The sequence below is a fragment of the Methylobacterium sp. Leaf99 genome (assembly GCF_001422375.1).
Lineage (GTDB): Bacteria > Pseudomonadota > Alphaproteobacteria > Rhizobiales > Beijerinckiaceae > Methylobacterium.
In genome coordinates this window covers 970,766-993,064 of the sequence record NZ_LMMU01000001.1, presented here as the reverse complement: position 1 = coordinate 993,064, position 22,299 = coordinate 970,766, and the positions used below count along the sequence as shown (strand labels likewise).

The following is a 22,299-nucleotide window of genomic DNA, read 5'->3' as shown; positions in this document are numbered from 1 at the left end:
GCCTCAGTTCACGCGGTGGCAGGTCGAGGTGGTCTCGGCAGCCCCGCGCATCCCGCCCGCCGGCCGCACCTCGCAGACCACGTACTTGCCGCCCCGCTCGAGGGTGAAGCTCGGACCGGAGGCGGAGACGATGCGGTGGCCGCCGTTGAGGAGCGCGCTCATGGGCTCCTCAACCGGCACCCAGGTCGTGGCCGGGCGCGGCGGCACGGCGGGGGCCTGGGCGACGGCCGGGCCGGCCACGAGGATCAGCGGGACGAGGGTGTGGGACAGCGTTCGGCGCATGGGATCGTCCTGGGGTCGGGGGCGGGCCTTCGGCCCGTTCGGGCGGCGAGGGGGTCAGGGCGTCACCACGGTGAGGTCGGCGGCAGGCAGCCAGCCGATGACCGGGGCCTTCTCGCCCCGGTAGCGCACGCGCACCCAGGCGTCCCGCCGCTCCAACACCGCGACGGGATCGAGCCGGACGAGGTAGGGCGCCCGGGCCGGAGCCGGGCCGGGTTCCGGCCGGAAGGCCGTGCGCTCGGCCGTCACGAGGCCGACGCCGATCCATCCGTCCGGGGTCGACGCCGCACGCCGCGAGAGCGCGTAGGGGGTCCCCACCATGGTGCCCGTGGTCATCGAACACCCGCCGTGATCCTCCGCGAGGGTCAGGGCGGCGCCGTCCGGGGTGAAGGCGAGGTCCCCCGGGATGCGCTCCGGCTCGTCGGGAAACCACGTCTCGACCTTGGCCCGGTCGCCCGCGAGGGTGCCGCGCAGGAGGAACACGCAGGCGAATTGAGGGCTCCCGGCTTCGGCCGCCCCCCGCTGCTCGGCGAAGACCCCCGCCACCGCATCGCCGGAGACCGCCAGGGTCAGGCTGTCGTAGGTGCCGGACCGGGCGGCCGGCTCGGCCGCCGCCGCGCCGCAGGCGGCGAGCAGGGCGGCGAGGCCCAGGGCGGTGCCACGCACCGTCAGAGGCCCTTCTCCAGCAGCTTCACCACGGCCTCGACCCGGTCCTTCGAGTCGGCGACGTTGGTGAACGGCCGCCAGTTCACGTCGAGGACCCCGCCGTCGAACGTGAGGCGCTTGGCGTAGTTCGAGGCGGGCGCGGTGTTCTCGTCGAAGCGGACGCGGATGGTCTTGAGCTTCGCGGCCAGGGCGTCGCGGCCCATCTTGTCCTTGGCCACCTCCTTCAGCCCGGCGGCGAGGGGCTCGAAGATCGTCTTCTCGAAATAGTCCGGGTCGGAATAGTACTTGGCGTCGCCCGGGAGCGTGAGGTCGTCCCACGCCACCTCCACCGGCACGGCGAAGCCCGCCGCCTCCTGGATCGCCTTTTCCTGCGCGGGGTAGCGGTCCTGGCGGTAGGCCGCGATCGCTCGGCGCTCGGCGAGGCCGATGGTCGGCTCGGCCATGGCCGAGGGGGCGGACAGGACCGACAGGGCGAGCGCGGCGGCGAGGGCGTGGCGGCGTGAGATCATGCGGTGGTTCCTCGGTAGGACGGCCCCGGATGCGGGCTTGGCGTGACGGTTCGATGACGGGGCGGGCACGCTGTCAAAGTGAGACCCGCCCTCACGGGGAGATCGCCTTCACGGTGTCGGGGCGCAGCGCACCGGGCCGCCGGCCTCGACGGTGGGCGGGGCGGTCCCCGTGAGGCGTACGGGAAACGAGACGATGCTGGGCGTGTCCTTCGGGGCCTTTCCGGCCCGATAGCTCCCGGCGCAGGCCTTCACGGGTGCCGGCAGGGCCGCGACGGCGGGTGGAAGCGGCCCGTCGCGGGCGATCCGCGCCCAGCACCCGGCGCCGTGCTTCGGGATCGAGCAGGCCCCCTGCACGCCGCGGAGGAACCCGAGCCGCAGGGTCCCGTCCGCGACCGCGAAGGTGTCGATGCCGGCCTCGGCGGTCGTGTCCCGGATCAGGGTGCGGCCCGTGCCCGCGTCGAGCACCGCGAACGGGACGGTGCCGTTGGTGCTCGCTTGCTCGAAGACGAGGAACCCGCCCGTGCGGCCGAGGAAGCGCTGGCCGGCGGTCGCCAGGATGCGCGCACCCGGCCCCGGCGCGGCGGCGCAGGCGGGGGCGGCGCCGTTCACGAGCGGCACGAGGCTCGCGTCCTCGGGGTCCGGCGTGTCGGTGTCGCTCTCGCGCACCATGAGATCGCGGTAGGTGGTGCAGGTGATCTGCTTGCCCTCTCCCGACATCTTGCCCTCTCCAGACGTCGCGGTCTCGGTCTTCGCGGGCGGCTCGAACCGCGCCGCCTCCCATCCCGCCGCCACTGACGGGGCGGGGAGGCACGCTGCGAGGAGCGCTAAGCGGGCGGCGGAGCGGGTGGCGGGGAGAAGGCTGCGTCTCATGCGGGTTCCCTGTATACGGCGCGGGAGCCCCGAGGAAAGGCAGGATGGAGTGCCATGCGGACCGTTCTCGCCAAGGTCGCCAAGGGTTTTGCCGGGCCGCTCGCAACGCTTCTCGCCGCGCCGCTCCTCGGACCGCTCGCCGTCCGGGCCGAGCCCGCTCTGCCGGGCGACGTGACGGCGTACGTGACGCGGCTGCGGGACTGCAACCATTGGGGCGGGGAGGAGGCCACGGACGCGGCGCGCGGCCGGGCCATCGCGGCGGCCGTGAAGCGTCTGCGCTGCGACGCCGCCGAGGCGGACGGGCGGACCCTGCGACGGCGCCACCGGGGCGACCCCGCCGTCCTGAAGGCCCTCGACGGCGCGCGCGATGCGGACGGTTGAGCGGGGGCCCGACGCCGGCGATCCGGTCCGCCGCCGCGTCCTGCGCCTGCTGCACGTTCCGCTCCTCGGGCTCCTGCTGGCACTCGGCCTCGCCCCGGTCTTCCTGCTGTTTCCCCTCCTGCCCGCGGAGCCCGGAACCGATCCGACCCTGCGGCCCGTCGAACTCTGGCTCGGCACGGCCCTCGTCGGCGGCCTCGTCGGCACCAAGATCGACCTGCTCCAGAATCTCGTCGCCAAAGTCGACATGCTCGTCATCGGCGGCGGCATGGCCNCTGCTGTTTCCCCTCCTGCCCGCGGAGCCCGGAACCGATCCGACCCTGCGGCCCGTCGAACTCTGGCTCGGCACGGCCCTCGTCGGCGGCCTCGTCGGCACCGTGGAGGGCGCGGCGCGGCCCCTCTACCGGGCGGCCGGCCTCGTCCTCGCCGTCGGCCTGCTCTCGATCCCGGTCCTGCGCGTCCTCCTCTGGACCGACCTTCCGGTCCCGCACGGGCTCGCGCGCTGGCTCGGCCTCGACGGGGAAGCCGCCCTCGACGCCCACCTGTACGAGATCTGGCTCGCTGCGTGGCTTTCGGCTTGGGTTTTGGCCTGGGTTTTGGCTTGGGTTTTGGCTTGGCTCGGCCTCGTGCTCCTGGGCCGGCACCTCCCGGCGCGACGCGCCCGCATCGACCGTGCGGCCGTTCGATGACGGCGCCGTTCGAGGATTCTGGTCGGGGATTCTCGGCGATGATCGTCCCGCCATGATTGCCCCTCGGTCCGACGGGACGCGAAGGGCGGCCCTCATCGTCGGCGGCTGCGGTGTCGTCGTGTTCGGCTGGGCCCTCGTCGCCTACGCGCCGGCCCCGGGGATCGCCGCGGCCGTCGTCGCGGTGCCAGCGTTCGCCCGCGCGGCGAAGCGCCGGGTCGCGGCCTTCCTGGCCCTGGCGGTCTTCTCTGCTGCCGTGATCTGGGCGGCGTTCGGAACGACGACGGGCTACTTCGTCCTGAACCGATCGCGGCTCGACGCCGTGGTGGCCGAGATCGCGGCCATGCCCACCCTGGTGTCCTTCGAACGCGGACGGGACGATCCTCCGGCGGAGGCGAAGCGAACGGCGTGGTGGGAGAACACCCACCTCGTCAACGGCCGGCGCGTCACCCCGTACCGCCCGCAAGGCACGCGCGACACGGACAGTCTGCGGGAGATCGACGTCCTGCGGGAACTCGGGGTTCCCTACGCCCGCTACCGCGCCCTCTGCGGCGCCCTCGAACGCCTCGGGCTCGCTGGGTTCACCCGCGGTCCCGGCGGCGAGATCGGCCTGGATGAACCGATCCCGGGTGGCACGCCCTGGGGCACGTCGTTCGTGTACCGGCCGGACGATGCGTTTCCGGCCGGCTCCGGGGCCGAGAGCGACCGCCGCCTCGCGCCGAACTGGTTTTTCGTGACGCGGGGCTGAGATTCACCGGACAACGCCGCTGGATTCCTGGAAGGAAGGGCGGGCGCGCGGAGCCTCCGCCGTGGTGATGGTGCTGGTCCCGAGCAGGGCCGCGAACACGAGCATCGGCACGGCCCAGACCTGCATCGGCAGACCCCAGAAGGCGTGGTCGCGCCCGGCCGGCCCGAAGGTCGTGCCGTGGTTCCAGCGCCATCCGAGACCGAGGACGGCGAGCGCCGCGAGACTCATGGTGAGGCAGACCGCCCTGTCAACTTCCGGCCCGTCGACCTGCCGCAGGACGATCAGGGGCAGGAACATCGCCAGCGCCACGAAGAGGACGACCCAGTAGCCGCGCCCGGTCCAGAAGACGATCATGTGCTGGTCCTTATCCCTCGTGTTTCGGAGCGATCCGCCCGGGCCGCGACCGCGTTAGCCCATCGCGCCGGCGCGCCGGTTGCGCACCATCGCGGCGAGGGCCGCGACGATGATGACCGCCAGCGCCCCGGCGATGACTAGAAGCGTGACGGTGCGGTTCCACAGGCGGTCGAGGGCGAGATCGGTGGTGACGAGGTCGGGCCGGGCCGGATCAGCCAGCACCCGGACGCTGTAATCGCCCACGTGCATGCCCGTGAACACGGTATTGATCCGGCGCACCACCGTGCCCGTCGGCGTGGGCAGGGTGAGGGTCATGTCGCAGAGATGGAGCACGATCTTGGCGCCGCACTTGCCGTCGCTCACCCGCGCGGCGGCGACGGGGCGCGCCGTGTCCCGGATTTGCCAATCCGAGATCACGGGCGGGGCCGTGTAGACGGCGCAGGCGACGAGGAGGGCCGCTAGCGCCACGAGGCCGAATAGGGTCCAGAAGATGTTGCCCCAGCCCTGGCGGGGCGGCGGCAGGCGCAGGGGCTCGGGGCGGTCGGCAGCGGTGTTCATGCTCGGAACCTCACGGGATCACGGGAGTCTGGGAGGATTCGGAGGCCGCCGCGGTCTCGGCCAGGACACGGCGCGCCTGCGCCGCCTGCCGGTAGCGGCCGATGAGGCCGGCGAAGTCCTGTACAGACATCCGGTACGGCAGGCCCGCCGTGATGGTGACTATACGCCGGCCCGCATCGAGCTTCACCTTGCGGCCGCCCGGCACCCGTTGCGGGAACGGCGCCTCCGGCGGCAGCAGCAGGCGGGTGACGACGCCGTTCTGCCGGGTCGTCATGTCGAGGTCGGCGATGCTGTCCCAGGGGATCGGCCGGTCGAGGCCGGGCACCGCCACGGAATCGGGGCTCAGGATCATCGTCGTGCGCTCGCCCCGCCACAGCCGGAAACCGCCAATGCCGCCGAGGACCGCCCCGCAGGCCAGCGCCACCCCCATAACGGCCCCCGCCTGGCTGGCGGACAGGCCGGGCAGGCCGGCGGCGAGCCACAGGAGGGCGACCCCGATGAAGAAGCCGCCGGCGACCAGGAGGGCGATGGCCCCCGGGCGGGTGCTTTCGCGCAGCACCCGTGCCTCGGTGCCGATCTCCGCCACCGTCGCCTCCAGGTGCGCGCGGAACGCCGCGTCGCGGGTCCGCACCGCGTCGAGGAAGTCGTGCGTCGCCGCGCGGCAGAGGCCGGTGGGGTCGGCGAAGTAGGCGGCGAGCTGGCCGAGCGCGTGCGGGGGTGGCACCGCGGCCGCGGCGGCCAGGAGTTCGGTATCGAGGGTCCGTCCCAAAGCCGCCAAGCGCTCGCGGGTCGGCGGATGGGTGTCGGTGGGGTGGGCCTGCTCCGCCTCGAGATGCGTCGCCGGATCGTCGAGGCCGCGCGCGATGGCGTGGTCGAGGCTCGCCGCCACGAGGTCGGCCGGGGCGGACCCGGGCGCTTCGGCGGCGGCGTCCAAGGTCTCGGCGATGCGGGGGACCACGGCCCCGGTGCGCAGGAGCGCCCGCGCGGCGGCGTCGACGGAGACCGGGCTGGCGCCCGCCGCGTCGGCAGCGAACTCGCGGGTCCGGCTCCAGTGGCGCACGGCGAGGTGGAAGTTCTCCATGACGAAGACGCCGAGGCGCAGGGACGGACCGAGCAGCCCGAAGGACCCGGCATGTCCCTCCGCCACCGCGTCGAGGGAGCGCCCGACGCCGGCGTAGATGGGCAGGAATCGCTGACTGTAGACGGTGTCGCCCCCGGCGTAGTGGGCGAGTTCGTGGCCGATGATCGCCGCCACCTCGTCGCCCCGCAGGAGGGCGAGGTAGGGCAGCGGCAGGTAGAGGATCCGGCCCGTCAGCGGCGCGCCGCCGGGCTCGACCACGGCAGGACCGGCGCTGACGAAGAAGCCGCCCGTGAGGCCGACCACCACGGCCTCGGGCTTCAACGCCCCGAGCCGCTCACCCAGCCCCTCGATCAGCCGCCACAGGCCCGGCGCCTCGGCGGGCGAGACGACCCGGCCGAAGATCGACAGGGGGTCGGGCTCGAAGGCGGAGAGCGCACGGCGCAGGCCGAGCACTGTGGCGCCCGCCGCGACCAGGACCGCCCCGATGGCGACGACGGCCACGAACAGCATCTTGATCTCGCTGCCGCCCAGCCCGGGCCGTGCCAGCAACCCGGCCTCGAAGACCACGGCGGCGACGAAGCCCGCCGTGGTAAAGAGCACCTGGAGGGCGAGCACCGGCGGCAGCAGGCGGCGCATCCACGAGAAGCCGGCCACCAGCGCGTCGCGCGAGGCCCGCCCCAGCCGCCCGAGAGCGGCGCCGGCGAGGAGCACGAGGATCGACAGGAGTGCGGCGCCCCCCCCGGCCGCGACGACCACGGGCGGGAGCAGGCGGCGCCAGTCCATGACCGTCGTCAGGGTCGCGACCTCGTCCCGGGCCGCCCGGGCCTGAACCAGGGCGAGTGGACCGCCATAACCCTTGCCGTTGCGGCGGAACTGCATCCGGAAATCGGGGCGCCCGTCCGGCGGCGCCCGCGCCTCCAGATCCGCGACGATGCGTGTCAGGTGCCGCCGCTCGGCGACGAGGTCCGCCCAATCGGCGCCGGCCCGCTCCTGCTCCCACAGGCCGAGGAGCAGGATGCCCAGGGGCAGGAGGACGGTGGCGGCGATCAGGTGCGTGACGGAACGCAAGCGCAAGGGCATGCGCGAATTAGCTACGTCAGGGATACCCGCCTCCTCAGATGCGTTCGGAGCCAGAACGGGTCACTCAGAATTTGTTCGCCGGACGCTCGTCCACTGGAATCGGGATGAGGCTGTCGTGCTTGCGGCACGAGATCCTATCGACCTTGCGGCTCTCACCCTTGATCAGGTCCATGGCGCCAGTCTTTCGATTGACCAGGAAATAGCTACTGACATCGGCAGCGTCCGCGAGGTGGTGAGTCGCATTCTGGCGCAATGGGCAGAGGCTGGTCTGGTCGAGCTACGTCGTGGCGCGGTCGAGATCATTGACAGAGGCAGCTTGGCCTCTGCCGGTAGACGGTGACTGCTGCACTCCAATGGTTCGGTGTCCGCTTCGGGGCAGAAGGTCAAGGTCCGTTACCCATCCCGAGCCGAAATTGCCGGACGGCCGACGAATGGCCGCTTTCGGGAAGCGCTGATGGCGATCCTAATGACTGTGTTGGGTCGAGACCCGCTGGTCTGCTCTACGACTTGGTTGGATGGATCTTGGCCGGTCCGCTTCAGGACATGGGATAGAAGGACCGGACGTTCGACCCGCGCGGAAGTGGGCCGCCTAACGAAGCGCTTCCGCGATCCGTAGAAGCGTCGCAGTGAGGACGCGGGGGTCGAGGAGCGCCATGGATGTCCAGACACGGTTCCGCATCGGCCACGATCTTGGAAGCGCTTTCCAGGATGCCGCGACCGGACGCCGGACCAGGAAGGTAGCAGGGCGATTGATGATGAGCAGGCGCTGGAGGTCGATCTCTTCTTCGAAGAAGTCGTCGGCGGGGTTGGGAAGCTGGCCCGTACCAGCCTGGCAAGGAAAGGCACCGGCATGGGGTAGCCAACGGTGACGCCGCTAACCTGCATGGCGCCCCTCCGCGAATCCCGCTCGCGAGCAAAACATGAACACGTTCGTGGCGTTCCGTATAACGGTCACGCTTGGCGAAAGGCCGATTGTAGGTCGATGTAGTGACTGCCCTAAATGGGGTGCACAGCCTCTCGCGGACGTGACCCAAGCTTTGCCGTAAACGCAGTGCCAAGCTGTAAGCATATGTGTGAACGTGGTATCCGTGGTCGATGGCCGTCCGTAAAACCGTCACCGTTTCCATCACGCCCGAACAGCACGCCTTTCTCGGGGAGCGCGTGAATTCCGGTCGTTACGGAAGCGTCAGCGAGGCGGTGAGGGCGGCCCTCCGGATGCTGGAGCAAAGCGAGCCGGACTTCCTGCTCAAGGAGCAGGCCCGCCTCCTCGACGCCGACCGCAAGGCCCGCTGACACCATGCGACACGCTTCCAGTTTCCCGGTCGGCGGCGGAGCCATGGGCGATGCCATCCGCTCCCACGATTGGTCATCGACGTCCCTTGGTCCGATTCATGGATGGCCGGCGGCGTTCCGCGTCACCCTGAGCAACATGCTGAACTCACCCGAGAGCATGTACCTCGTCTGGGGACCGGAGCGGACGTTCCTATTCAACGACGCCTACCGTCCGATCCTCGGCACACGCCTCGACGGAGCGCTCGGCCGGCCGCTTCCCGTGGTCTGGCCCGATGCCTGGGGCGCCGTCCGGGCGGCGCTGGAGAGCGCCTTCGCCGGTGAGGCGGGGCGTTTCGTGGACGACCCCATCGCCATGGCACGGCACGGGGACGAAGAGGCGACATGGTGGTCGTACTCCTTCTCACCCGTCCACGACGGCTCCGACGTCTCGGGCGTCCTCTGCCTCACGACGGAAACGACCGAAAGGGTTCGTGCGCGTCAACGCAACGGTTTCCTCCTCGAACTCAGTGACGTCCTGCGTGGGAACGACACTTCCGGTCGCCTCATCGCTGAAGGATGCGAGAGGCTCGGTTGCCACCTTGGGGCGGACCGATGCGGCTTCGCCAAGTACGATGTTGCAACCGGTGAGTTCGAGACGGCCGGCACGTGGCCGGCCGGAGATGACCGTATCCCTTGCGTTACGGATTTTGGACCAAGCGTCATGGACGCACTTCAGGCCGGTCGTAGCGTGCGGGTCGACGCCGCAACCGTGGTTCCCGGCCCATATCGTCAGGGCGAACCGGACCGGACTACCCTGTGCGTGCCGGTGATGATCGAAGACGGTCTCGCCGCCATCGTCCACATCGAGCGGGCCTTGCCGGCACGGTGGACCCAGGAGGAGGAGTCCCTCGTCCGCGACGTGTCCGGCCGCATCTTCGCATCCTTCTGCCGGACACGGGCACAGGAGGCGCTCTCCGCCGGGCACGGGCGTCTCGAAACCGCCCTGACGGCCACCCGCCAAGGCCAGGCCCGCCTGTCGATGGCCGTCAACATCGCACGCCTCGGCATCTTCGAGTGGGACACGGTCACCGGCGCGGTCGAGATGGACGACAGGAGCCGCGAGATCTTCGGGCTCGCGCCGGAGGGACCGGTGCACCAGGACGAGGTGTTCTCCCGCCTGGAGAAGGTCGACGTCGAACGTGCCCATGCCCTCACCGAGGCGGCGGCCGTCGACGGCACAGAGGTCGTGGCCGACTATCGCGTCACCAGGCCCGACGGCACCACGCGCACGATCCTGAGTTCCAGCGAGCCCCTGCAGGACGAGGGCGGGCACCTGCGGATGATCGGCGTCTTTCACGACGTCACCGTGCTGAGGCAGGCCGAGGCCGACCTGCGTACCCTCAACGCGGACCTGGAACGTGAGGTCGTCGAGCGCACCCAGGCCCGAGGGCGGACGTGGACGCTTACCCCCGACTTGATGTGCGCCCTGGACCGGCGCGGCTACCTGGTGACCTCGAACCCGGCCTGGCAGACCTTGTTGGGATGGTCGGATGTGGAGATCGCGCAGACGCCGATCTGGGATCTCCTTCATCCCGACGACGTCAAGCGCACCCGGGTCGGCCTCGAACGGATCGAGGACGGCCAGCCAGCGGTCGGATGCGCCAACCGCTACCGCCGCAAGGACGGGTCCTACCGTTGGATCTCGTGGATCGGCGTGCCCGAGGACGGGCTGGTCTACTGCACCGGGCGTGACGTCACGGTCGAGAAGGAACGGGAAGCGGCGCTCGCCGCGCGCACCGCTGAACGCGACCTGTTCGCTACCATCGTCGAAACCGACAGGGCGCCGATCTGCGCCTTCGACCACGACTTCCGCCTCATCGCCTTCAACCAGGCGCACAGCGACGAATTCCATCGGATATTCGGCTATCGCGTCAATCTCGGGGACATATTCCCGGACTTGTTCACGGAGGACCAGGCGCACGTCATGCGGGCGTTGATGGCGCGGGCCCTGGCCGGCGAGGTGTTCACCGTTGTCGAGGAGTTCGGCGACCCGAGCATCGTCAAGCCGTACTGGGAAGTCTCGTACACCCCGCTCAGGGACGGTGACGGACGGATCTTCGGCGCGTTCCACCACGCCCAGGACATCACGGAGCGCGTGCGCGCCACAGCCGAGCTCGACAGGGCCCAGGACGCGCTTCGCCAGGCCCAGAAAATGGAGGCCGTCGGTCAGCTTACCGGCGGGGTCGCCCACGACTTCAACAACCTGCTCACCGTCATCATGTCGTCGACCGACCTGCTGAAGCGCCCGAACCTCCCCGAGGAACGGCGTCAGCGATACATCGGTGCGATCTCCGACACGGTGACGCGGGCAGCCAAACTGACCGGACAGCTCCTCGCATTCGCCCGGCGGCAGGCGCTCAAGCCCGCGGTGTTCGACGCCGCCAGAAGCGTCGAGACCATCGAGGAGATGATCGGCACCCTGACGGGATCGCGCATCCGCACCGTGACGCGCCTGCCCGACGAGGCCTGCCTCATCGACGCGGACCCGAGCCAGTTCGAGACCGCCATCGTCAACATGGCCGTGAACGCCCGCGACGCGATGGACGGCGAGGGGAAACTGACCATCTCGGTCCGGAACGTCGCTGCGATTCCCGGCGACCGGAGCCATGCCAGGGTCGTCGGGCGCTTCGTCGCCCTGTCGATCTCGGACACCGGCACGGGCATCGACGCCGGCATCCTCGACAAGATCTTCGAGCCGTTCTTCACCACCAAGGAGGTGGGGCACGGCACCGGCCTCGGCCTGTCGCAGGTCATCGGCTTCGCCAAGCAGTCGGGCGGAGAGGTCCGCGTCGTGAGCGCCATCGGCGAGGGGACGACCTTCACGCTCTACCTGCCCCGCGCCGCCAAGGATGCGCCGGCCGTCGTCGATGATGTGGACCCGGCGCCCCTGATGGACGGACACGGCACCAGGGTGCTTCTCGTCGAGGACAACCGGGATGTCGGCAACTTCGCGACCCAGACGCTGCACGACCTCGGCTACGAGACGGTCTGGGCGATGGACGCACGGCAGGCCTTGGCTGAGCTCGCGAAGGCGCCGGACCGTTTCGACGTCGTGTTCTCCGACGTGGTCATGCCCGGCATGGACGGCGTCGAGCTGGCCCGGGAGATCGGGCTTCGGCACGTCGGCCTGCCGGTGGTCCTGGCGTCAGGCTACAGCCACGTGCTGGCGCAGAACGGCACTGACGGCCTCGACCTGCTGCACAAGCCGTACTCGGTCGAGCAGCTCTCGCGCATCCTGCGCAAGGTCACGACGCGCCGCCGCCGGGTGATGGACACCGGACGGTAGGCGGTAACGGAAAAGCTGCCGCCCAGGGATTGCAACCGAAGTGTTGCCTGTCTGTTGAACGCCCATGCCGACGAAGCGCCCCCTCGAAGCATCGGTCGTCCTCGTGGTTGAGGACTACGATTTCGTACGCTCGAATGCCGTCGACATGCTTGAGGATGCGGGCTTCACGGTGGTTGCGGCCCGTCATGCCGATGAGGCCTGGGACATCCTGCATCGGAGATCCGACATCGGCGTATTGTTTACCGACGTCGATATGCCGGGAACCATGTGTGGCGTCACCCTCGCCGAGCGGGTCAGCGAGAATTGGCCGGACATCCGGCTGGTTCTGACTTCGGGACGGCATCGGTTCACGGATGAAGAGGTTCCGGACCACGGGTTGTTCGTGCCCAAGCCATATAACGCCTCGGACGTCATCAAAGCGATACAACACGCGGTCTGATCATAGTCCAGCTCACGCTGCCTGGTCATCCTCTCTCAGGGGCGATGGCAAAGTACCTCGTACCCATTATCGTCGGATGGCGAGGCCCGCCGCGGTTAAGCGCCGAAGGTCTCGCCAGCCGGCATTTGGTTCATAGTTCTAAAGGTCCAGTCCCGACAGGGTCGCTGCCGCCTGTATCAGGGCCAAGTGGGTCAATCCTTGTGGCAAATTCCCGAGGAACCCGCCTGTTTGGGGATCGGCCATTTCTGCATAGGTGCCGGAGTTCCGGTCCAATGCTGCGACCACCGTCTCGAACTTCTCCGACGCCTGATCGTTCTGCCCGAGAAGGGCCATCGCCTCGCAGAGCCAGAAGGTGCAGGCGAGGAAGCAACCTTCCTCGGCATCCACGCCCGAGTAGCGGTAGTGATAGGGACCTCGACCGAGCTCCCGGTCAATGGCCTCGCAGGTCGCCCGCAACCGGTCGGCGCTCCCATATCGGAACCGGACAGCGAGGGTCATGGAGGCATCGAGCTTATCGCTGCCGGGATACATCACGTAGGCCTGCTTCGCCTCCGACCAGCAATGCTCCTCGATCCAGTCCGCTACGCGGTCGCGGGCCCGGACCCAACGGTCCTTGCAGGTGCCCGGCAGATAGCCCTTCTCGGCCATCTCGACGGCCCGGGCCAGGGCCTGCCAGCAACTGATCTTGGAGCCGGTGTAGTGCTGCTGCTCTGGAAGCTCCCAGATCCCAGCATCCTTCATCTTCCACTTCTCGGCGCATTCGTCGGCAAGACGCGCCAGCAACGCACCGCTGCGCAGGTCGAGCATGCCACCCCCGGTAACGAAGCGCTCCGCCGTCTCGAAGATGTCGCCGTAGATGCCGTGCTGGTGCTGGCCAGTTGCTGCGTTGCCCGTTCGGACCGGGCGGGAGTTCCGGTACCCTGGAAGGTCGAGTTCCTCCTCCTCCGAGACCATCTCCCCGTTCAAGGTGAAGAGGACCTGGGCGCCGTGCTCCTCCAAGTGGCGGACGAGCCAAGTCAACGCGGCGCTGGCCTCGGCATGGGCCCCGAGGCGGAGGAACGCCTTGATGACGTAGCCGGCATCCCGAACCCAGGCGTAGCGGTAATCGTAGTTCTTCTTACCTCCGATACCTTCCGGCAACGAGGTCGTCGCCGCGGCGGCGATGGCGCCGGTGGGGGAGTAGAGCAGCAGCTTGAGGGCGAGGGCGCTGCGTCCAACCTGTTCCGGGTACCGCCCCGCGTAGCCAAGGCGTTCGGTCCAGTTGCGCCAGGCATCGCAGGAGCCATCGATGCGTCGGTCAATGTCCGCGACTGGGGCGACGACGAGTGGCTCGTGCTCGCCGGCAACGATGGCCACCGTCTCGCGCTGCCCCGCCGACACCTCGACGCTGGCCTTGATCGCATGGTCATCCTCGCCATCGATGCGGATGCCCTCGCTGTAGCGGAATAGCCCCATAAGGTCGGCGACGTGGAAGGCCGTGCCGCTTGCGTTCGACGAGAGGAATGGTCCGGCCGTGTCGCCCCGAGTTCCGAACACGAGCTCGATCCGGAAGCGGACACGCCCCTCGATCCCCTCGATGCGACGTGCCAGCTCCGCCCATGGCAACCGCCCGGCCGGCCCGCTGTTCAGGCTCTCGGTCAGGCGCGCCTTTCCGGTCGCCGTGGTGAACACGGTCTCATGGACGTTGCTTCCGTCGCGGTAGCCGATCTCGGCGGTAAACGGGGCATCGGGCGTGACAGAGAAGTAGCCCCCCTCAAGTGGGGACAGCAGACGGTCGAAGAGCGGTGGGGAATCGAGGTTCGGGCAGCACCACCAATCGATTGAGCCGTCGGCACCGGACAGGGCCACGGACCGGCCCTCACCGAGGGCGGCATAGGCTTCGAGGGGAAGGTATCCGTCCTCGCGTTCGACGGGCCCGCCAGTGCGGGGAAACGGCTTCAACAATCGATGGCTCCGAGGATGGCGAAGGTTGCGTGGCGACTAGGCGCGAAGCTGGGGTAGAACACGGCTGCCGAATGCCTGGATGAAGGCATCCTGGTTGCGGCCGACCTGATGGACGATGATCTCCTCGAAGCCGATCTCCGCGAGGTTGGCGAGCCATGCTGTCTGGCGCCCGAGATCAGAGGACACGCGGACACAACCGTGAACGTCCTCGGGACGTACGAAGCGCGACGCGGTCTCGAAGTCCTCCGGCGTGCGCAGGTCCCAGTTGGCGTCGCCCTCAAGCATGTTGGCGGCCCATTGCCCGTGGGCTTCGGAGAGGGCCCGCCCGTCGTCCATATCCCAGCACACCTTCGTCTGGAGGAAGACGGGCTTGCCTTCGCCCCCGCCCGCGCGGAAGGCCTCGACGACGGGACGGAGCTTGCCCGGCTCTATGCCCACCGTGACGAGACCGTCGGCCCATGTGGCGACCTTACGGGCCGTCTCAGTAGTGACGGCGCCGGCCAGCAGGAGGGGTGCCTTGGCCGGGCGGGAATACAGTTTGGCGTCCACCACGGTGACCCGGCCTCGGTGCGTCACGGTCTCGCCGTCCAACAGCGCCCGGATCACCGCGGCGCACTCACTAAGGCGGGCGGTGCGCTCGGCCTTCTCCGGCCACGGCATGCCCGTGATGTCCTCGTTCAACCGCTGGCCGCTTCCCAGGGCCAGCCAGAGGCGTTCCGGGAACATCTCGGATAGGGTCGCGGCCGATTGGGCGAGGACGGCGGGGTGGTGGCGATACCCAGGCGCCGTGATGATGCCGAACGGCAATTGCGTGGTCGCGAGCGCGGCACCGAGCCAGGACCAGGCATGACCGGCGTGGCCCTGGGCGTTACTCCATGGCTTGAAGTGTTCCGACGACATCGCACAGGCGAAGCCGGCACGCTCGGCTGATTGGACATGCGATAAAAGCGTGGAGGGCGCGTATTGCTCGTGGGAAGCGTGATAGCCGAAGCGCGCCAAGTTGGTTGTCCCGATTAAACGGAAAGCGAACGGCGGCTGGAACCCGACGTTCCTGCATCTGAGTGCTTCAACTCGACACGTCCTCATCACCTGCGGCAGGTCCGCCCGGCCCGGAACGCAGATTTCTGCCAGCAGTTCGGGTCCCCGGGGAATGGCTCCCCGGAGCGCCACGGCCTTGCAGGCATCAACATCAGGACTTCGTTTCCTCGTCGCTGAAAGCGAGCCTCCGGAAGCCCGTGAGAAGCGCCGTGGCAGTGTTGGGCGCTCGTCGGGCGAGACCTACGTCGAGATCCTAGCTCTCCTTGCGCCAGGGGCCGTTTGCCATCGCGTCATGCCCGCTGACGCGAACAGTACATTCCCGAAGGGCGAGAGCCTGGGCGTATACGATGCGGTCTTCCTCTCGGGCTCGCCCCTGTCTCTCTACGAGGACACGCCGGAGGTCAGGCGCTCCCTCGCGTTCATGAATGCCCTGTTCTCGTCCGGGACACCTTCCTTCGGCTCCTGCGCCGGCCTGCAGATGGCGACCGTCGCAGCCGGCGGCACGGTCCGTAAGAACCGGAACGGTCCCGAGGCGGGGTTTGCCAGACGCATCGTCGTCACCGATGCCGGACGGTGCCATCCGCTACTGAAGGGACGGCCCGGCTCGTACGACGCACCGAGTATCCATACGGACGAGGTCGAGACCCTGCCTGACGGGGCGACGCTACTGGCGCTCAATCGGTCCACCGTTGTCCAGGCTGCGGAGATCCGACACGACGGCGGCACGTTCTGGGGGGTGCAGTACCACCCGGAGATCGGCCTCGACGAGGTCACGGGGGCCCTCAGGCGGCAAGCGGACGACCTAGTCGAGAGCGGGTTGGCGCGTAGCCAGCGCGAAGTCGAGGAACATGCCGATCTCGTCGAGGCCCTCCACCGTGAGCCCGGTCGACGCGACTTGGCGTGGCGACTCGGATTGGATGAGCAGGTCACCGATAAGGACCTTCGACGAACGGAGCTCCGCAACTTCATTGAGGCGCTCGTCATCCCATCCCATGAACGTCGTCGCTGACATCCCAAGACAGAACGGATGCCGAAGCGACTTCGCGGAACGCTCGGCGGAACCTTTACCTGGGCCGAATGGTCACGTTTCGAAGTTCGCGCGATTTAGCCCTTCCAACGTTGGTGGAACGGGGTATCGACGTAGAAACCCAAGTCGCCCACGCTCGGCCAATGCGAGTTTCCCAGGATAGTGTCGGATCGTACCGAGGACGCCCGCATCGATGCGGAGATCACCCGCCACGTAGCAGGCTCGGACCCGTTCGCGGGGGCGGTCCGGGCGACGCGTATGCCCATGCTGATCACCGACCCGCGTCTGCCCGATAATCCCATCGTCTTCGTCAACGACGCCTTTAGCAAGCTGACGGGCTACCGCCGCGACGAGATCCTCGGTCGGAACTGCCGGTTCCTCCAGGGGGCGGAGACGGATCAGGACGAGGTCGCACGGCTCCGGGATGCCATCGAGCGGCGCACCGCCATCGAGCTCGACCTTCGCAACCACCGCAAGGACGGCACCGTCTTCTGGAACCGCCTTCTCGTTTCGCCGGTGTTCGATGCGGACGGCGACCTGACGTACTTCTTCGCCTCGCAGTTCGACGTCACCTTGGAGAAGGAACGTTTCGTCCGACTCCAGGCGGATCGCGATGCCCTGGAGGCCGAGGCTGCGCAACGTTCGCAGGATTTACGCCAGAGCGAGGAGCGGTTGCGCTTCACCCTCAAGGCAGGTCGCCTCGGGACATGGTCACTCGACCTGGGCACGATGCGCCTGATCGCGTCCGAGGGTTTCAAGGAGAACTTTGGTCGCTCGGCGCACGATTCCATGACTTACGAGGAGACGATGGCGGCGATCCATCCCGACGACAGGGAAAGGAAGCTGGCCGCGAGGGATGCGGCTATCGCCGAGCATTCGGACTATGACATCGAGGTTCGGCTGCTGACGCCCCAGGGTAAGACCCGCTGGCTCCAGTTGCGCGGGCAGGCCTCGTACCGGGCGGACGGCACACCACTGAGCATTGCCGGTATCAGCCTCGACATCACGGACCGCAAGCGCGCGGAGGAGCACCGGGACCTCCTTGCCGGCGAGTTGAACCACCGCATCCAGAACACCCTTGCGACCGTTCAGTCCATCTCGCGTCAGACCCTTCGCAACGCCCCGTCGCTGGAGGCGGCGCAGGAAGCGATGGAGTCCCGCCTCAAGTCCCTGTCGGCCGCGACCGAGATGCTGACGCGAGGCAGCGGCGATTGGGCGACGCTGACGGAGGTAATCATCGCGGCGCTGCATCCCTTCGGCGTGGAGCAGGACACCCGCTTCAAGATCGGCGGGCCGATCCTGCGGCTGGCGCCTCGGGTGGGCCTTGCCTTCGCCCTCGCCATCCACGAGCTCGCCACGAACTCGGTCAAGTACGGCTCCCTCTCCGCGGACCTCGGGCGGGTGATCGTGAGCTGGGACGTGGTCGAGGGATCGGACCCGGCGCGCCTATGGTTTCAGTGGCAGGAGATCGGCGGCCCCCATGTCTCGCGACCGACGCGGACGGGCTTCGGCTCGCGCATGATCGAGCGGGCGCTGGCGATGGAGATCGGCGGGACGGCCGAGATCGACTACCGTACTCGCGGCGTCGTCTTCACGGCCGAGGCGCCGCTGCCGGAGATCACGCGCGACTAGGCGTCATCCGTGAACCGTGGCTTCCGAAATGGCCTTGGTCACCGCGCGCCTCAGGATGCGGGATAAGTCCTCGACTGAATAGGGCTTTTTCAGGAGTGGGAAGCCGTGGGTTCCCTGTTCAGCGATCACGTGGCTGTACCCGGAGGCGAGGACGACCGGTAAGCCGGGATGCCGGTGGCGGATCTCCCGCGCCATGTCGATGCCGTTCATCCCGGGCATCACCACGTCCGAGAACACGATATCGAACCCCTGGGAAGTGGTCAGGGTGGACAGGGCTTCCTCGGCGCTCATCGCCCAGGCCGTCTCGTACCCGAGTTCCCGAAGGGCCTGAGTGGCGAAGGCTCCGACCTCCTCGTTATCCTCGACCACGAGGACGCGGGTGCCGTGGCCGTCGGCCAGGGGCTCGGGCTCGCCGTCATCCTCGACCGCTACCGACCGTCCCACCTCGCGGGGCAGATAGAGGGTGAAGGTCGTCCCCATCCCAAGAGTGCTCTCGACAAGCACCTCACCGCCCGACTGCTTCGCGAAGCCGAATACCTGCGACAGGCCGAGCCCAGTGCCCTGGCCGACGCCCTTGGTTGTGAAGAAGGGCTCGAAGATGCGGTCGAGGTCGACCTCGGCGATGCCCGTACCGGTGTCGCGGACGGAGACGGCGACGAAGTCCCCGCGGATGAGTGGATGGGCACGCACCGCAGGAATGGTGGAGGTCTGGCGCACGAGTATGTCCAGCCGGCCCTCGCCATCCATCGCGTCCCGGGCGTTGATGGCCATGTTCACCAACGCGGTGTCGAACTGGCTCGGGTCGGCGTCGACCAGATAGGGGACTTCCTCCCCACGCCCGTCCTTGTTCGAGGCCACGTCGGTGACGACACGGATTCGGGCACCCGTGAGGGTACCGACCATGTCTGCGACCGAGGCGACGCTGCGGCCGACGTCGAAGACCTCCGGGGTCAGGGACTGGCGCCGGGCGAAGGCGAGCAGTTGTCCAGTGAGCTTGGCGGCCCGGGTGACCGTATCGGAGATCGCACCGATGTAACGCTGCCGGCGCTCCTCCGGCAGGTCCGGGCGCTTGAGCAGGTCGGTCGAGGACTTGATCACCGTCAGGAGGTTGTTGAAGTCGTGCGCGACCCCGCCGGTAAGTTGGCCGACCGCCTCAAGCTTCTGCGACTGGCGCAGTTGCTCCTCCAGGGCGCGCCGCTCAGTGACGTCGCGCCCCGCGGCGTAGAAGTGGTCGTCCTGCGGGATGGCGTTCCATGACACCCAACGATGACCGCCGTCCGCCGTGAGTATCCGCACATCGAGGCTGTCTAGGGCCCGGCCAAATCGTAGGCGCTCGAACGCGGCGGTCGCGGCCTCCTTGTCCTCGGGATGGACGTAGGCGCCAAACCCGGTTCGCACGAGGTCGAACTCGGACCAGCCCAGCATCTCGGTCCAGGCCGGGTTGACTGAACGAAAGACACCATCAAAGCCGCAGACAACGAGCAAATCGCGGCTGGCCCGCCAGACGAGGTCGCGCTCGGTAGTGCGCTCCCGGGCGGTGTCCCTCAGGACGCTCTCGGCCATCTGCCGGTCGGTGACGTCGTTGAACAGCAGGGCGACGCGGTGCTGGACGGGCTCACCGATCCGCAGGGCCTGAACCTCGAACCAACGGCCGAGCGAGACGACCCCGCTCTCGAACCGAACCGCCTTGCCGGTCATGGCGACCGCGCCGTAGGTGTCGAGCCATCTTCGTTCGAGGTTGGGGACCACCTCGCTCACCCACTTGCCCACCACGTCGTCGAGGCCGGTGTGGTGCGAGAAGGCCGCGTTGGCCTCGATGAAGCGGTAGTCGACCGCCCGGCCCTCGACGTCGAACCGTAGCTCGATCACGCAGAAACCGGCGTCCAGGGCGTTGAACAGGGTGCGGTAGCGCGCCTCGCTTTCGGCGAGCTTGCCCTCCTCGGTTCGGAACCGGGTGACGTCGAGTTGGCTGGCGAAAAAATAGCGTAGGTCACCATCCGGGGAGTAGACCGGGCTGACGTAGAGCTCGTTGCGGAAGGTCGAGCCATCCCGGCGGTAATTCAGGATCTCGACCACGACATCGCGCCGCGCGGCGATGGCGTCGCGCACCTTGGCGATATCCGACGGGTCGGTGTCAGAGCCCTGCAGGAAGCGGCAGTTGCGGCCGATCAGCTCCTCAGCCGAGTAGCCGCACAGGGCCTGGAACGCCCGGTTGGCGAAGACGATGGGGTTATCAGGCAGGTTCGGGTCGGTGACGATCTGCGGCATGCGGGTCTTCTCCGCCGCCGTGAACAGCAGTTCGACGTCCGCGCCGGAGGTCCGCTGGCCGCCTTCAGGCAGCCTGACGTGAAGCGTGTTCTTCTCCCGTGTACGGGCAAGCTCCATCTCTAAACGACGGTTCTCGCTCCGCAGCCACTCGATCTCGTCGTCCATGCCGTCCGTTTCCGGGGGCAAGATCCCCACTGCCATGCCCGTGCGCAAACGGTTCAGGACGAAGGAAGCTCCCGCCTGGGCGTCCGTGACGCCCTATGCCGACATCCGCATCGGGTAGGGGGTGGCTATCCTACAAGGTCGCTCCGGCCACCGCGTCGAGCGGTGGTGCAAACGGGCGTCACGCATGACGTCTACGGACCGCTTGCCGCGATGGGGGCGGGAAAGGCACCGGTGCCGCGGCCAGGATCGGCTTCCAGGTCACGTTCCAATCGTCCATCGGAGCGGGGTCTGACCGATGGACGAGGTCGAGGAATGCCAGGCCGATCTCCATCGTCGCGCGCTTGACCAGGGGGTTTAGCGGTCCGCCGTTTCGGAGGGACCGGTCGGTAAAGACGCTGTGCGAACCGTCCTGGAACACGACGAGGGCCTTCTGCGGGGTGGGGATGGCGTTGAAGACGTCGATGCGGTCCTGGACTGGGGAGTAGCGCCCCGGGATGCGGATCGTATCCTCCGTCGTGGTTATGTGGAGGGTGGGGACACCGACGGTGGCAAGCACGGCCGCCAGGTCGCTCTCGCCGTAGAAGGGTGGGGCCGAGATGACGATACTCGTCGTGAAGCGCGGGTCGCGAAACCCAAGGGGCTTCCCGTCGCGGATCACCTGGGCGCCGGTGAGGATCAGGGTGGTGTTCGCCCCGAAGGAATGTCCCGCCGCGACGATGCGCTTGCGGTCGATTGCGGCGTGGAAGGGACCGGTCTGGTCAAGCAGGCGGTCGAGGCCGAAGCTCACGTCCCGCGTCCGCTCGATAGCCTCGCGCTCGTCCGCCGCGCCGTCGAGGCGGTCGAGGAGCAGGAGCGGGTTGCCTTGCCACAGCGTCTCGTCGCTTCCGACGTGCTGGATATGCAGGCTGGCCGTCCCGCGCGCCGACCATCCCTCACCGAGGTAGCTGTAGCCCTTCCGGGAACCGCCGAGCCCGTGGGAGAACACGATCAGCGGCACAGTGCCCTTCTGGGTCGAGGCGGCCGGCCAATAGAGCCGCGCCGGCACCGCGCGGGCGCGTGACAAGTCGACCCAATCAAAGTCGATCACCCGGGCTTCATCGGTGACCGGGAGCGCCATCGCCGGCAAGCGTAGAAACAGCGCGCTGGCACTTACGGCAAGGGCCGTGGCACCAAACCGACGGCGGGTTGGGCCGCGCGTGGCAGGTTCCAAGACCGTCTCCGAGTTGGACGGGGCGTCGGCGATGATGGTCATTCACGTCCCGCGGAACCTGTTAGCAAGCCGAATAGAGCGGAGCCTTGTGTCCCAGGTTTGGCAATGCCGGACCGGACGTATGCCCCCCCCCACCCCGCCACCCTAGGCTTTGTGTCGACCACCACGACTGACGGGCAATAGGACCATTCATTAGGCTTGGGAGTTTAGCATCGCATTCACGTCGACGATCAAAGACTGAAGCATCCGCGACGATAGGCGGTGCGGCGGCCCCAGGCGCGATATGGTCCTTATAGGGCCTTCGATGAGCGGGCAGCGACCGCGGTCTAGGTTTTGTCCGCCTAGCCGTCGTTCTTGCCGCGCGGTTTTCCGTCGTCGTCCAGGGCCACGTATGTAAAGACTCCCTCGGTGACCTTTTCCGGTTCACCCCCCGTGCGGTCCCTGGCCCAGACCTCGATCCTCACGCCCAACGATGTCTCGCCGTCCTCCTGCAGGCTGCAGTAGCAACTGACCTCGTCGCCCACCGCAATCGGGCGCAGGAAGCGCATGGCGTCGATGCTGACGGTCGCGACGCGGCCCTTCGTCCGCTGGGCGGCGAACGTGCCGCCTGCCAAGTCCATTTGCGACACCGTCCATCCGCCGAAGATGGCACCGGCGGCATTCGTGTCGCGTGGCATGGCGATGGTGCGTAGGTGCGGTCCCTCGGAGAGTCGTGGGATCGTGTCGCCCATGTGAGATGCTCCGAGGAA

At 68.3% G+C, this 22,299-nt stretch carries 21 protein-coding genes and 2 pseudogenes; 10 read left to right on the top strand and 13 right to left on the bottom strand.

Annotation, left to right across the window (positions count from 1 at the left end):
- Positions 1-3 precede the first annotated feature (3 nt).
- From ASF28_RS04495 to ASF28_RS04480, 4 genes are all read right to left on the bottom strand, one after another.
- Positions 4-282 carry a hypothetical protein gene (locus ASF28_RS04495; protein WP_056088182.1) on the bottom strand — a complete coding sequence of 93 codons (279 nt, stop codon included), beginning with the start codon at positions 280-282 and terminating at the stop codon, positions 4-6.
- Positions 283-336: 54 nt separating this feature from the next.
- Positions 337-945 carry a hypothetical protein gene (locus ASF28_RS22925; protein WP_200912642.1) on the bottom strand — a complete coding sequence of 203 codons (609 nt, stop codon included), beginning with the start codon at positions 943-945 and terminating at the stop codon, positions 337-339.
- A 2-nt stretch (positions 946-947) separates the two neighbouring features.
- On the bottom strand, positions 948-1,454 hold the full coding sequence (locus ASF28_RS04485) for a hypothetical protein (RefSeq protein ID WP_056088179.1): 507 nt from the start codon (positions 1,452-1,454) through the stop codon (positions 948-950).
- A 108-nt stretch (positions 1,455-1,562) separates the two neighbouring features.
- On the bottom strand, positions 1,563-2,324 hold the full coding sequence (locus tag ASF28_RS04480) for a hypothetical protein (RefSeq protein ID WP_056088177.1): 762 nt from the start codon (positions 2,322-2,324) through the stop codon (positions 1,563-1,565).
- Positions 2,325-2,378: 54 nt separating this feature from the next.
- Between ASF28_RS04480 and ASF28_RS04475 the strand changes: the two genes are divergently transcribed.
- The 3 genes from ASF28_RS04475 (at position 2,379) to ASF28_RS04465 (ending at position 4,136) form a co-directional block, all read left to right on the top strand.
- Positions 2,379-2,705: a hypothetical protein gene (locus tag ASF28_RS04475; protein WP_018042903.1), complete on the top strand. Its 327-nt coding sequence runs from the start codon at positions 2,379-2,381 to the stop codon at positions 2,703-2,705.
- A 272-nt stretch (positions 2,706-2,977) separates the two neighbouring features.
- On the top strand, positions 2,978-3,391 hold a 414-nt coding region (locus ASF28_RS04470; protein WP_056091190.1), incomplete at its 5' end, for a hypothetical protein.
- A 52-nt stretch (positions 3,392-3,443) separates the two neighbouring features.
- Positions 3,444-4,136 (top strand): hypothetical protein, encoded by a 693-nt coding sequence (locus ASF28_RS04465; protein ID WP_056088175.1) that lies wholly within the window; start codon positions 3,444-3,446, stop codon positions 4,134-4,136.
- A 3-nt stretch (positions 4,137-4,139) separates the two neighbouring features.
- On the opposite strand, the gene ASF28_RS04460 is transcribed toward ASF28_RS04465, so the two are convergent.
- Genes ASF28_RS04460 through ASF28_RS04450 form a run of 3 tightly spaced genes read right to left on the bottom strand, consistent with a single transcriptional unit; the run spans position 4,140 to position 7,209 of the window.
- Positions 4,140-4,490, bottom strand: coding sequence for a hypothetical protein (locus ASF28_RS04460; protein WP_056088173.1), 351 nt, complete (start codon positions 4,488-4,490; stop codon positions 4,140-4,142).
- A gap of 54 nt (positions 4,491-4,544) precedes the next feature.
- Positions 4,545-5,048, bottom strand: a complete 504-nt coding sequence (locus ASF28_RS04455; protein ID WP_056088171.1) for a hypothetical protein — start codon at positions 5,046-5,048, stop codon at positions 4,545-4,547.
- A gap of 10 nt (positions 5,049-5,058) precedes the next feature.
- Positions 5,059-7,209 (bottom strand): M48 family metalloprotease, encoded by a 2,151-nt coding sequence (locus tag ASF28_RS04450; RefSeq protein WP_056088168.1) that lies wholly within the window; start codon positions 7,207-7,209, stop codon positions 5,059-5,061.
- Between the two features lie 136 nt (positions 7,210-7,345).
- Between ASF28_RS04450 and ASF28_RS23535 the strand changes: the two genes are divergently transcribed.
- Entirely contained in the window at positions 7,346-7,549 is a 204-nt protein-coding gene (locus tag ASF28_RS23535) for a helix-turn-helix domain-containing protein (RefSeq protein ID WP_274533118.1), read from the top strand.
- Between the two features lie 384 nt (positions 7,550-7,933).
- On the opposite strand, the pseudogene ASF28_RS23180 reads toward ASF28_RS23535, so the two are convergent.
- Positions 7,934-8,094 (bottom strand): annotated as a pseudogene (locus tag ASF28_RS23180) (LexA family protein); the annotation flags it as partial.
- A gap of 210 nt (positions 8,095-8,304) precedes the next feature.
- Between ASF28_RS23180 and ASF28_RS04445 the strand changes: the two are divergent.
- From ASF28_RS04445 to ASF28_RS04435, 4 genes and pseudogenes are all read left to right on the top strand, one after another.
- Entirely contained in the window at positions 8,305-8,502 is a 198-nt protein-coding gene (locus ASF28_RS04445; protein ID WP_056088165.1) for a type II toxin-antitoxin system ParD family antitoxin, read from the top strand.
- A gap of 4 nt (positions 8,503-8,506) precedes the next feature.
- A pseudogene (locus ASF28_RS23690) lies at positions 8,507-8,962 on the top strand (hypothetical protein); the annotation flags it as partial.
- A gap of 240 nt (positions 8,963-9,202) precedes the next feature.
- Positions 9,203-11,827 carry a PAS domain-containing hybrid sensor histidine kinase/response regulator gene (locus ASF28_RS04440; protein ID WP_244474890.1) on the top strand — a complete coding sequence of 875 codons (2,625 nt, stop codon included), beginning with the start codon at positions 9,203-9,205 and terminating at the stop codon, positions 11,825-11,827.
- A gap of 64 nt (positions 11,828-11,891) precedes the next feature.
- The gene (locus tag ASF28_RS04435) at positions 11,892-12,266 is read left to right on the top strand and encodes a response regulator (RefSeq protein WP_056088160.1); all 375 of its coding nucleotides are present in this window, start codon (positions 11,892-11,894) and stop codon (positions 12,264-12,266) included.
- A 138-nt stretch (positions 12,267-12,404) separates the two neighbouring features.
- On the opposite strand, the gene ASF28_RS04430 is transcribed toward ASF28_RS04435, so the two are convergent.
- Both ASF28_RS04430 and ASF28_RS04425 read right to left on the bottom strand, forming a co-directional pair.
- A complete protein-coding gene (locus ASF28_RS04430; protein WP_244474889.1) occupies positions 12,405-14,207 on the bottom strand; it encodes a glycoside hydrolase family 15 protein in 1,803 nt (600 codons plus the stop codon).
- A 39-nt stretch (positions 14,208-14,246) separates the two neighbouring features.
- Complete coding sequence (locus tag ASF28_RS04425) at positions 14,247-15,209, bottom strand: TIGR03885 family FMN-dependent LLM class oxidoreductase (RefSeq protein ID WP_056088154.1); 963 nt, start codon at positions 15,207-15,209, stop codon at positions 14,247-14,249.
- A 175-nt stretch (positions 15,210-15,384) separates the two neighbouring features.
- Between ASF28_RS04425 and ASF28_RS04420 the strand changes: the two genes are divergently transcribed.
- Together ASF28_RS04420 and ASF28_RS04415 are read left to right on the top strand one after the other, a co-directional pair.
- Entirely contained in the window at positions 15,385-16,257 is an 873-nt protein-coding gene (locus ASF28_RS04420) for a type 1 glutamine amidotransferase (protein ID WP_187273085.1), read from the top strand.
- Positions 16,258-16,437: 180 nt separating this feature from the next.
- Entirely contained in the window at positions 16,438-17,907 is a 1,470-nt protein-coding gene (locus tag ASF28_RS04415; RefSeq protein ID WP_056088149.1) for a PAS domain S-box protein, read from the top strand.
- Positions 17,908-17,910: 3 nt separating this feature from the next.
- Here the strand turns inward: ASF28_RS04415 and ASF28_RS04410 are convergent, their stop codons facing one another.
- The 3 genes from ASF28_RS04410 to ASF28_RS04400 all read right to left on the bottom strand — a co-directional run bounded on the left by ASF28_RS04410 (position 17,911) and on the right by ASF28_RS04400 (position 22,281).
- Positions 17,911-20,340, bottom strand: coding sequence for a hybrid sensor histidine kinase/response regulator (locus ASF28_RS04410; protein ID WP_056088146.1), 2,430 nt, complete (start codon positions 20,338-20,340; stop codon positions 17,911-17,913).
- A gap of 178 nt (positions 20,341-20,518) precedes the next feature.
- Entirely contained in the window at positions 20,519-21,592 is a 1,074-nt protein-coding gene (locus ASF28_RS04405; protein ID WP_082475994.1) for an alpha/beta hydrolase family protein, read from the bottom strand.
- Positions 21,593-21,891: 299 nt separating this feature from the next.
- Complete coding sequence (locus tag ASF28_RS04400) at positions 21,892-22,281, bottom strand: acyl-CoA thioesterase (protein ID WP_056088144.1); 390 nt, start codon at positions 22,279-22,281, stop codon at positions 21,892-21,894.
- Between the last annotated feature and the right edge of the window lie 18 nt (positions 22,282-22,299).